Origin of the sequence: Spirillospora sp. NPDC047418 (assembly GCF_040643275.1) — a bacterium.
Classification (GTDB): domain Bacteria; phylum Actinomycetota; class Actinomycetes; order Streptosporangiales; family Streptosporangiaceae; genus Spirillospora.
Genome location: NZ_JBEYTW010000162.1, coordinates 1 through 10,537, shown reverse-complemented (window position 1 = coordinate 10,537; position 10,537 = coordinate 1). Strand labels below are relative to the sequence as shown.

10 protein-coding genes are annotated in these 10,537 nt (G+C 74.0%); 5 read left to right on the top strand and 5 right to left on the bottom strand.

The window, feature by feature from the left end:
• Positions 1-821: 821 nt before the first annotated feature.
• Positions 822-1,559, top strand: a complete 738-nt coding sequence (locus ABZ806_RS43945; protein WP_500225715.1) for a PP2C family protein-serine/threonine phosphatase — start codon at positions 822-824, stop codon at positions 1,557-1,559.
• Here the strand turns inward: ABZ806_RS43945 and ABZ806_RS43940 are convergent.
• Positions 1,543-2,382, bottom strand: a complete 840-nt coding sequence (locus ABZ806_RS43940) for a helix-turn-helix transcriptional regulator (RefSeq protein ID WP_500225712.1) — start codon at positions 2,380-2,382, stop codon at positions 1,543-1,545. The two genes, ABZ806_RS43945 and ABZ806_RS43940, sit on opposite strands and share 17 nt — an antisense overlap.
• Before the next feature lie 103 nt (positions 2,383-2,485).
• Between ABZ806_RS43940 and ABZ806_RS43935 the strand changes: the two genes are divergently transcribed.
• A complete protein-coding gene (locus tag ABZ806_RS43935; protein ID WP_500225708.1) occupies positions 2,486-3,190 on the top strand; it encodes an SDR family oxidoreductase in 705 nt (234 codons plus the stop codon).
• 23 nt (positions 3,191-3,213) lie between these two features.
• On the opposite strand, the gene ABZ806_RS43930 is transcribed toward ABZ806_RS43935, so the two are convergent.
• From ABZ806_RS43930 to ABZ806_RS43915, 4 genes are all read right to left on the bottom strand, one after another.
• Positions 3,214-3,777 carry an SRPBCC family protein gene (locus ABZ806_RS43930; RefSeq protein WP_500225704.1) on the bottom strand — a complete coding sequence of 188 codons (564 nt, stop codon included), beginning with the start codon at positions 3,775-3,777 and terminating at the stop codon, positions 3,214-3,216.
• The gene (locus ABZ806_RS43925) at positions 3,774-4,403 is read right to left on the bottom strand and encodes a TetR/AcrR family transcriptional regulator (RefSeq protein WP_500225700.1); all 630 of its coding nucleotides are present in this window, start codon (positions 4,401-4,403) and stop codon (positions 3,774-3,776) included. Before ABZ806_RS43925 ends, ABZ806_RS43930 begins: the two co-directional genes overlap by 4 nt.
• A gap of 85 nt (positions 4,404-4,488) precedes the next feature.
• Positions 4,489-5,793, bottom strand: a complete 1,305-nt coding sequence (locus ABZ806_RS43920) for an FAD-binding oxidoreductase (protein WP_500225697.1) — start codon at positions 5,791-5,793, stop codon at positions 4,489-4,491.
• 44 nt (positions 5,794-5,837) lie between these two features.
• On the bottom strand, positions 5,838-6,344 hold the full coding sequence (locus ABZ806_RS43915) for a nuclear transport factor 2 family protein (protein WP_500225694.1): 507 nt from the start codon (positions 6,342-6,344) through the stop codon (positions 5,838-5,840).
• A gap of 122 nt (positions 6,345-6,466) precedes the next feature.
• On the opposite strand from ABZ806_RS43915, the gene ABZ806_RS43910 reads away from it, so the two are divergent.
• The 3 genes from ABZ806_RS43910 to ABZ806_RS43900 all read left to right on the top strand — a co-directional run bounded on the left by ABZ806_RS43910 (position 6,467) and on the right by ABZ806_RS43900 (position 10,477).
• Positions 6,467-7,372, top strand: coding sequence for a LysR family transcriptional regulator (locus ABZ806_RS43910; RefSeq protein WP_500225693.1), 906 nt, complete (start codon positions 6,467-6,469; stop codon positions 7,370-7,372).
• A gap of 103 nt (positions 7,373-7,475) precedes the next feature.
• Positions 7,476-9,872 carry an endopeptidase La gene (gene lon, locus ABZ806_RS43905; RefSeq protein WP_500225691.1) on the top strand — a complete coding sequence of 799 codons (2,397 nt, stop codon included), beginning with the start codon at positions 7,476-7,478 and terminating at the stop codon, positions 9,870-9,872.
• A gap of 119 nt (positions 9,873-9,991) precedes the next feature.
• Entirely contained in the window at positions 9,992-10,477 is a 486-nt protein-coding gene (locus tag ABZ806_RS43900) for a VanZ family protein (protein WP_500225688.1), read from the top strand.
• The last annotated feature ends 60 nt before the right edge of the window (positions 10,478-10,537 follow it).

Below are 10,537 nucleotides of genomic sequence, written 5' to 3'. Positions count from 1 at the left end.
CCGCCGCGCGCCGCCCCGCCGGGGGGGCCGGGACGCGCGGGCTGGGGCGGGGGGCGGGGGCCGGGCCGGGGCGGCGGCGCCGCGGGCGCCGCCGGCCCCCCCCCCCCCCGGGCCCCGGTTCCGCAGCGATCCCTAACTGCGTCGGCGGCCGGGACGGGGGTCGGACGGAGTTCCGGCCGCCTGTGCACTACCGGCATCCCGCCGGTTCGGCTGGGGGCTGATTCCCACCTCCCTTCCGGTCCGGGGCCGGGCGGGGGGCGTGACGGCCCGTCCGGCCGCGGGGGAGGGCGCCGTGCGGCGCCCGCAAGTCTCGGACCGGGCCGGCGGCGCGATGGGACGGGGCCGCCGGCCCGGCCGCCGGGGGACCGCGGTGCCGCGGGGGCGGGCGGCACCGGGGCCGGGAGAGGGCGCCGGGCCGGCCCGGTACGGCCGAGGACCCGAGGTGTGTCGCCGCGTGCCGCCGCTCCGGCACCCGCTGGGGGACGGGTGGCGGTGGCGCGCGCCGCGAACGCCCTCGGCCGTACGGACCGGGCCGCGCGGGGAGAGGGACGCGAGGGCCGGCCGGATTTCACGCTCTGTACGGCGCATCCGCAACCTCCCTCGCTCCCGACCTGGGACTTTGCCGCCCCGAGGATCTCTCGTTCACCGTGTGTCACGATCTCGTTGCGTTAAGTACCCGCACGTCATGCGCGCGTAAACGCGGTCCGCGCAAAGAATCAAGATCACCAGTTGGACTTTGCCTCCGCATTGCCCGCGCGCATTGCCCGCGCGGGTTCCGGCACTCTGTCCCCATGCCCTCCTGCGTCACTTGCGGCGGAACGGTGGCCCCCGACGGCCGCTGCTGGGACTGCGGCGGTCCCCAGCCCGCCTTCCGCTCCCATCTGGAGATCACCACGGCCACCGGTGCCGCCGTCACCGACCGTGCCCGCCGGGACCGCAACGCCGACGCGGCGACCCTGGCCGCGTCCGGCGCCTGGACGATCGGCGTCGTCTGCGACGGCGTCTCCATGTCGCCCCGCGCCGACCGCGCCGCCCGGGTCGCCGCCGAGACCGCCGCGAACGTCCTTGCCTCCCGCCTGGCGGCCGGCGACCTCCCGGAACACGCCCTGGACGAGGCGGCCCTCCGCGCGTCCCGCGCCGTGACCGCGCTGGCCGCGTCGGTCCACTCGGCCCCCGCCTGCACCTACGTCGCGGGCATCGCGGGCCCGGACGGTATCTGGGCGAGCTGGATCGGCGACAGCCGCGCCTACTGGCTTCCCGGCGACGGTCCGGGGATGACGCTCAGCGAAGACGACACCGACGCCCGGGACGTCCTGACCGCCTGGCTGGGCGCGGATGCCGGCGACCCCCGTCCGCGGACCCGCAGTTACCGCCCGCGGGGCCCCGGCGACCTGCTCCTCTGCACCGACGGCCTGTGGCGCCACCTGCCGCACCCGGACGCGTACCGCGACCACTTGAACGGCCCGACTCCGCTGGACGACGCCCGCGCCCTCGTCCGGTACGCCCTGGACGCCAGCACCCGCGACAACACGACCGCCCTGGTCATCCGCGCGGGGTGACGTCCTCGGCGGTCATCGCCAGCAGCACGAGTGCGTCGTGCTCGGCCGTGCCCGGTTCGGCCTGGTAGACCAGCATCCGCTGGCCGTCGCCGGCGGTGGCGAGGATCTCGTTGGCCAGCGTCACCGGGCCGATCACCGGATGCCGGAACGCCGTCTCCCCGCCGCGCTTGACCCGCACGTCCTGCCGGTGCCACAGCTCGGCGAACTCGCCGCTCGCCGCGGTCAGTTCGGCGGCCAGCGCGGCGGCGGGCCCCGGCGCGGTCAGTTCGGCGGTGTGCAGGTGCGCGACGCTGTTGCGGGCGACCCGGTCCCAGTCGGCGAAGACCGTCCGGGCGGCCGGGTGCAGGAAGGTGTAGCGGATCGAGTTGCGCCGTCCGGGCGGCCAGTCGCCGATCCCGCTCATCAGCGCGAGCGCCTCGGCGTTCGCCGCGAGCACGTCGTTGACCTCGTTGAGGACGAACGCGGGGCTGGGCCGCAGCGAGTCCAGCATCAGCAGCAGGCCGGGGCGGACGGGCCGCGGACCGGCGGGGCGGCGGCGAGGCGTCCGCCCCGCGACCCGGTCGGCGAGGGCGAGCAGGTGCGCGTGCTCGTCGTCGCCGAGGCGCAGGGCGCGGGCGAGCGCGTCGAGCACCGAGTCGCTGGGCGCGGTCTCGCGGCCCTGCTCGATCCGGGTGTAGTAGTCGACGCTCACCCCGGCGAGCGCGGCCAGTTCCTCCCGGCGCAGCCCGGGCAGGCGGCGCGGGCGCGGACCGACCGGCAGCCCGACGTCGGCCGGGCCGATCCGTCCTCGCCGGGCTCGGAGGAACTCCGCCAGAGCGTTCATGCCGTCGAGTCTGCCACCGGACGCTCCAGCCCTGGGTGGCCGTGTCGCACCCAGGTATGCCGCGGCCTTCCGTGCACCTCCGGACGCGGACGAGGCTCGTCGCATGACCTACGCATTGATCATCGGAGGCGGCTCCGGTATGGGCCTGGCCCTGGCCCGGACCCTGCTCACCGGCGGAAGGGACGTGACGATCGTCGGCCGGTCCGATAACCGGCTCGCCGCGGCCCGAGCGGAACTCGACCACCATGGGCTGAGCACCGTCCGGGCCGACATCGGCAGCGAAGAGGACGTGGCCGGGCTGTTCGCACATGTCGGAAAGGTGGAGCACGTCGTGGTCACGGCGGCGGACGCGACCGGAGCCTACGGCCGCACCACCGACGTCGCCACGGCGACCGCCAGGTCCTTCCTGGACACCAAGCTGCTCGGTGCCTGGCTCGTCGCCAAGCACGGAGCCGGCCGGGTGACCGGGTCGATCACCTACACCTCGGGCATCAACGCCTACCGTCCGAACGGCTCCAACACCATCGTCGCCGCGGCCAACGGCGCCCTCGCCTCGCTCGCGTACGGGCTGGCGGTCGAGCTGGCGCCCGTCCGGGTGAACGTCGTCTCGCCCGGCTGGGTCGACACCCCCATCTGGGAGCAGCTCGCCATGGACAAGCAGGCGGCGTTCGCCGACCTGGCCGGACGCCTCCCCGCCCGGCGCGTCGGCACCCCGGAGGACATCGCCCAAGCCTTCACATCCGTGATGGGCAACGGCTTCATCACCGGAACCGTCCTCCATGTTGACGGCGGCCACCGCCTCACCTGACCGCGTGCCACCCGATGGCGCGGCTAGTTCCGGGTCGCGCCGACGCGCTGGGCGAGGGCCTTGTTCAGTGCGTGGAACTGCGGGAGGGTGCGGTCGGTCAGCTGGTTCTGGAAGAGGGGGACCGCGACGCCGGTGAACCGCTCGCTCTGCGTGAGCCTGACGCGGCCGGGGGCGATCGGCTCGATCAGGAAGCGGTGCTCGCCGTCGAAGATCCCGCCGGGGCCGATCCTGCCGATCCAGCGGAGCTCCCGGCCGGGGGCGGCCTCCAGCACGGTCGGCGTGAAGGTGGTGTCCCCGCCCTGGTCGCGCATGACGTTGCGCAGGGTCGCCCCCTTCTCCAGCCGCCCGCTGGAGGAGACGATGAACGGGTTCCACTGGGGATAGGCGGGCAGGTCGCTCAGGACCGTCCACACCTGCTCGGGCGTGGCGTCGATCTCGATCGAGGCGCGCAGGGTGAAGGGACGCAGGTTGGTCCAGGTCGCGTAGCCCGCCAGCAGGACGGCGACGATCCCGAACGCGATCAGCAGGCGGCGGCGCTTCGGCCGGCGCGTCCGGGCGGGGGCGGGGGTGGGGGCCGTGGTGGTCATGTCCGCTTCTCCTTCGCGGGGAGGACGCCGGACAGGGCGGCGTCGACGAGCTTCTCGGCATAGGCGCGGTGGATGGGCCGGCCGGTGATGAGCAGCCGGTAGTACAGGGCCCCGGAGAGCTGGTCGAACAGCAGCTCCGGGTCGGTGTCCGGGCGCAGGTCGCCGCGCCGGCGGGCCCGGTCGATCAGCCCGATGGCCAGGGCGTTGCGCTGCTCGAAGACCGCGCGGACCAGCGCCCCGATGTCGGGGTGCCGCGCGGCCGCCGCGACCAGCTCGCCGACGAGGCCGGACGAGGGGTCGTCCGGCGCGTGCCCGGGCCCGGCCCGGCGCGTCCGGTCCAGCCCCAGCGCGATCTGCTCCAGGTAGTCGACGAGGTCGGCCCGCAGGTCCCCGGTGTCGGGCACGGGGACCTCGTCCTGCATGCGGGCGATCACGGCGATGGCCAGGTGGTCCTTGGTGGGCCAGCGCCGGTACAGCGTGGTCTTGGCGACGGCCGCCGACCTGGCGACCTTGTCCACCGTGAAGGCCGCGTAGCCGTTGGCCAGCAGCTCCTGCTCGGCGGCCCGCAGGATCTGCTCGTCGGCGCCGGCGTCGCGGGGCCTGCCGCGGCGTGCTGAGGGAGGCATCCCTCTCCTTTCGATACGCACGTTTCGTAATTCGACCGTACCCGCCCGGACGGAATTACGCAACGTGCGTATCGGAAAGAAGGCGTCAGCCCGCGACCGGGAAGTTGCCGCGGAAGGTATTGCGCGGATCACGGTGGTGCTTGATGCGGCGCAGGCGGTCGAGCGCGGCGGGGCCGAAGGCGTCGGCCGCGCTCTCCGCCGGATTGAGAAAGGTGAGGGGCTTGCGGCCGCTCACGGGGAGGGCGTCGGCGAGGGCACGCTGCCGGGCGGCGACGGCGCGGGCCGTCGCCGGATCGGACGGGATGCCGAACAGGTAGAGGGCGTAGGGCTCGGTCAGCGGGCCGTGCGGCGTGTCGCTCGGACGGGTGAACGCGCCGCCCAGGTGCCGGATCTGGACGCTCAGCAGCGGGGCGACCGGGTCGGCGAGCAGCGTCTTGGCGGCGGTGTCGTCCAGGTCGGTGAGCAGTTCGGCGCGCGACAGGCCGGGTCCGGGTTCGGTGGGCTCGGCGGTGATCGTGCCGAGTTCGGAGACCGCCATGACCCGCCTGGAATCGGACAGCGGCCGGGGCAGGCGGTCCAGCGGAGCGAGCAGATCGCGCGCCTGCCCGGCGTCGCCGAGGTGGGTGGCGTCGATGGCGACCATGGGGTCGGCTCCGGGGAAGTGCAGCAGATCGAGCCAGACGGTCAATTCGCCGGGGGCCGTGGCGGTGATCCGCCGGTAGGCGTCCATCACCTCGGGGGCGTGCTCGGCCGTCCACAGCATCCGGCCTCCGTACAGGCGCGGGGCGGGATGCAGGGCCAGTTCGAGGGCGGTGACGACGGCGAAGTCGCCGCCTCCGCCGCGCAGCGCCCAGAACAGGTCGGCGTCGGTGCCGGCGGTGACATGCCGTTGCCGGCCGTCGGCGTCGACGATGTCGAACGCCGTGACGCTGTCGGCGACCCAGCCGTGCGCGCGGCCGAACCAGCTCAGCCCGCCGCCGAGGGCGACGCCGGCGACGCTGACGACCGGGGAACTGCCGGGCAGCCCGGTCAGCCCGTGCGGCGCCGCGGCGGCCTGCAGCCGTCCGGACGGCACGCCGGCGCCGACGCGGGCGCGGCGGGCGGCGGCGTCGATCTCCACCGTGCCGAGCCGGCCGGTGCGGAGCAGGACGGTGCCGCCGGTGCGGCCGGTGGCGCCGTGCCCGTTCGGCTGGGTCGCGATGCCCAGCCCCTCGGTCCGGGCGAACCGGACCAGCGCGGCGACGTCGCCGGCGTCGGCGGCCTCGACCACGGCCGCGGCCGGCTGCTCGACGGCCAGGTTCCAGGGGCGGCGGGCGTCGTCGAAGCCCGGCTCGCCGGGCAGCAGTACCCGTCCCTGGACGGCGGTTCGCAGGGTGTTCAACTCGTTCATCGTCTTCCTGTGGTTCGGAGTCGCCGCTCGCACGGCGGCGGAGGTCAGCCGAAGATCGCGGCGGGGTCGCCGGTGTACCAGGTGTTGTCGATGCGCATGCGGCGGATCACCCAGCGGTCCCCGTCCCGGATCAGCTCGACGTCGTAGGGGTTAGTCAGCAGGGCGAAGGTGCCGTGGTCGGCGGCCAGCAGGTGCTGCGCCTCCACCAGCGCGGTCAGGCGCGCGGTGTCGCCGGCGACGGCGATGCGGGGGTTGGTGATCTGGTGGGTGGTGTCCACCCGTCCGGCGAACAGGGCCAGGATCGTGGTGACGATGGTGCCGCGGCCCGTCATCAGCGGCGGGTGCCCGCCCCAACGGGCCGCCGCCGGACGGAAGTCCAGTTCGGCGTCGGCGGCGAAGGCGGCGGCGAACAGGTCCTCGTCCTTCAGGTCCTGGCCGAGGCCGAAGCGGTAGAGCGCGTCCAGGATCTCGGTCCGGTCCCGCAGCTCCCGCGCGACGGCGCCGGCGTCGGCGGCCGATGCGGATAGCGCACGTTCCTCGGTGACGTACATGCGTGTCCCCCGTACAGGTCGGAGTGGTCGGCGAGCGGTTCCACTCTCGGCCGGGACCCATCGCGGATCAACGCGCCGCTGTGCAACGATCGTCAAGCCTGACTTAACGATGAGGGGGACGCATGCTGGAGCGGCACGAGATCGAGGCGCTGCTCACCCTCGCCGAGGAGCTGCACTTCGGCCGCACCGCCGAGCGGCTGCACGTGTCGACCGCCCGGATCAGCCAGACCATCGCCAAGCTGGAGCGCCGCGTCGGGGTGCCGCTGTTCGACCGCACCAGCCGCCGGGTGGAGCTCACGGCGGCGGGACGGCGGCTGCACGAGCGGCTGCGCCCGGCCTGGGACCAGATCACCGATGCCGTCGAGGAGGCCGTCGCCGCCGGCCGCGGCCTGACCGGCACCCTGCGGGTCGCGTTCGTCGGCGCCGCCGGCGGGCAGCTGCTGGCCGGGGCCGCCGACCTGTTCCGGCGGCGTTGCCCCGACTGCGACGTCAGCCTGCGCGAGGCGCAGATGACCGACCTGATGCCGTGGCTGCGCGACGGCGAGGTCGACCTGGCCCTCGGCACCTTCCCCGTCGACGAACCCGGCATCGCCACCGGCGCGGTCCTGGTGTCGGAGGCGCGCATGCTCGCCGTGCCGGTCGGGCACCCGTTCGCGCGCCGCTCGTCCGTCCGCCTGGAGGACCTGGCGCGGACGCCCCTGCTCCAGCTCCCCGGCACGCTGCCCGAGTCCCTCCGCCGCGACCGCACCCCCGCCGCGACACCGTCCGGACGGCCGATCCCCCCGGGCCCCTCGGCCGCCACCTTCAACGAGATGCTCACCCTCATCGGCGCCGGCCGCGGCGTCTTCCCGGTCGGCGCGCAGGCCAGGCGCTACTACGCCCGCCCCGACGTCGCCTACATCCCCTTCGCCGACGCCCCGCCCCTGCGCTGGGGCCTGCTGTGGCGGGCCGACAACGCCACGGCCCGCGTCCTGGCCTTCACCGAGGCCGCCCACGACCTCCTGCACGGCGACGGAGCGCGCGGCTGATCGCTGAGAGCGAACGTTGCTGCGGAAACAAAATGCTGCTCCGTTTTCTTGAGTGTGTATGACTCAACTTGAGGTTGGGTCGTCGATGGACTTGGAGCTGAGCATGAGCGAAACCCTGACGCTGCCGGTGCTGCCCCTGGAAGACGGGGTCGTTCTGCCCGGCATGGTGGTCCCCCTGGACCTGTCCGAGAACGGCGAGGTCCGGGCGGCCATCGAGGCCGCGCGGGCGGCGGCCCAGTCCCGGGGGCCGGGCATCCGGTCGGTGAGCAAGCCGCGGGTGCTGCTGGTGCCCCGGCTGAACGGGCGGTACTCCGACGTCGGCACGCTCGGCGTCATCGAGCAGGAGGGGCGGCTGCCCGGCGGCGAGCCGGGCGCGGTCGTCCGCGGTGTGTCGCGGGTGCGGATCGGGACCGGGACGACCGGGCCGGGCGCGGCGCTGTGGGTCGAGGGGACCGTGCTGGAGGCGCCGCCGGCGTCCGGGCGGGCCCAGGAGCTGGCCAAGGAGTACAAGGGCCTGGTCAGCGCGATCCTGCAGAAGCGCGGCGCGTGGCAGGTCGTGGACGTGGTGCAGCAGATCGACGACCCGTCCACGCTGGCCGACAACTCCGGGTACGCGCCGTACCTGACCGACGAGCAGAAGATCGAGGTCCTGGAGACCACCGACGTGGTCGAGCGGCTCGAGCTGGTGATCGGCTGGACGCGCGACCACCTCGCCGAGCTGGACGTGGCGGAGACCATCCGCAAGGACGTCCAGGAGGGCATGGAGAAGACGCAGCGGGAGTTCCTGCTGCGGCAGCAGCAGGAGGCCATCCGCAAGGAGCTGGCCGAGCTGAACGGCGACCCCGCCGACGAGGAGGACGACTACCGGGCCCGGATCGAGGCCGCGAACCTCCCCGAGAAGGTGCGCGAGGCGGCGCTGAAGGAGGTCGACAAGCTGGAGCGGTCGTCCGACGCCTCGCCGGAGGGCGGCTGGATCCGCACGTGGCTCGACACCGTCCTCGACATCCCGTGGAACGAGCGGACCGAGGACGCCTACGACATCGCGGGCGCCCGCGAGATCCTGGACGCCGACCACGCCGGGCTGGACGACGTGAAGGAGCGCATCGTCGAGTACCTGGCCGTGCGCAAGCGGCGCGAGGACCGCGGCCTCGGCGTCGTCGGCGGGCGCAGGAGCGGCGCGGTGCTGGCGCTGACCGGTCCCCCCGGCGTGGGCAAGACCTCGCTGGGCGAGTCGGTCGCGCGGGCCATGGGACGCGAGTTCGTCCGTGTCGCCCTGGGCGGCGTGCGGGACGAGGCCGAGATCCGCGGCCACCGCCGGACCTACGTGGGCGCGCTCCCCGGACGCATCGTCCGGGCGATCCGCGAGGCCGGCTCGATGAACCCGGTCGTCCTGCTGGACGAGGTCGACAAGGTCGGCGCCGACTACCGGGGCGACCCGACGGCGGCGCTGCTGGAGGTCCTCGACCCCGAGCAGAACCACACCTTCCGGGACCACTACCTGGAGGTCGAGCTCGACCTGAGCGACGTGCTGTTCCTCGCCACCGCGAACGTGGTCGAGGCCATCCCCGGGCCGCTGCTCGACCGGATGGAGCTGGTGCAGCTGGACGGCTACACCGAGCACGAGAAGGTCACCATCGCCCGCGACCACCTGCTGCCGCGCCAGCTCGACAAGGCCGGGATGGAGGCGGCCGAGGTGGGCTTCGGCGACGACGCGCTGCGGATGCTGGCGGCCGAGTACACCCGCGAGGCCGGCGTCCGGTCCCTGGACCGCTCGATCGCGCGGGTCCTGCGGAAGATCGCCGCGAACGTGGCGCTGGAGAAGGCGACGCTGCCGGTCTCGATCGGCGCGGCCGACCTCAAGGACTACCTGGGACGGCCCAGGTTCACCCCGGAGGTCGAGCTGAGCCGGGGCGAGCGCCGCACCGGCGTGCCGGGCGTGGCGACGGGCCTCGCGGTCACCGGCGCGGGCGGCGACGTCCTCTACATCGAGGCGTCGCTGGCCGACAAGGAGACCGGGGACACCGGCGTGACGCTCACCGGGCAGCTCGGCGACGTCATGAAGGAGTCGGCCCGGATCGCGCTGTCCTACCTGCGCTCGCGCGGCGCGGAGCTGGAACTGCCGGTCGGCGACCTGAAGGACCGAGGCGTGCACGTCCACGTGCCCGCCGGCGCGATCCCGAAGGACGGCCCGAGCGCCGGCATCACGATGACGGCGGCCCTCGCGTCGCTGCTGTCCGGGCGGCCCGTCCGCGCGGACGTGGCGATGACCGGCGAGGTGTCGCTGACCGGGCGGGTGCTGCCGATCGGCGGCCTGAAGCAGAAGCTGCTGGCCGCGTCCCGGCTCGGCATCACCACGGCGATCGTGCCGAAGCGCAACGAGCCCGACCTCGAGGACGTCCCGGCCGAGGTGCTGGAGAGCATGACGGTCTTCACCGTCAGCGACGTCCGCGAGGTGCTGGACCTGGCACTGGAGCCGGCCACGACCGCGGTCGCGGCCTGACCCGGGCGAACGCCCGCGCCCGCGCCCGCACGGGCGCGGGCGTTCGCATGCCCGCATTACGGGCGAACCGGAATGGAGCGGTGCACATAGTCCGGCACGGCCCGGGGACGACGAGCCGAATGTTGGTGGAGATGTGGCAGCCCGCGGCGCCGGGCGAACGGGTCCGGTGGTACGTCGTCGCGCTGCGGGCCGTCGTCGTGCTGATCGCGCTGGGCCTGCTCGGCGTCTTCTTCTACTTCGCGTTCAAGCTCACGCTGACGCCCGTCCACGACAACGGCCAGGCGGGCGGCAACACCGACCCCGGCCGCTCGCTGCGCTTCTACCTGGACCGCCCCACCAAGGAGGCGTTCCTCCAGGTGGGCGGCAACCTCGCGCTCCTGGCACCCCTCGGCGTACTGCTCCCGCTCGTGTGGACGACCCTGCGCGGCCCGCTGCGCCTGGCCCTCCTGAGCGGGATCCTCTCCCTGACCATCGAGACGATCCAGGGCCTACTGGTCATGGGACGGGCGTTCGACATAGACGACGTGATCCTCAACGTGGCAGGCGTAGTGATCGCCTACCTACTCCTGGGCCGCCGCCTGTCCAAATCCCTCCGAGGCACCTAGCCCCCCTTCGTTGACCTGCGGCGTGTTGTTGTTATGAGCGGCCGGAAAACAACAACACGC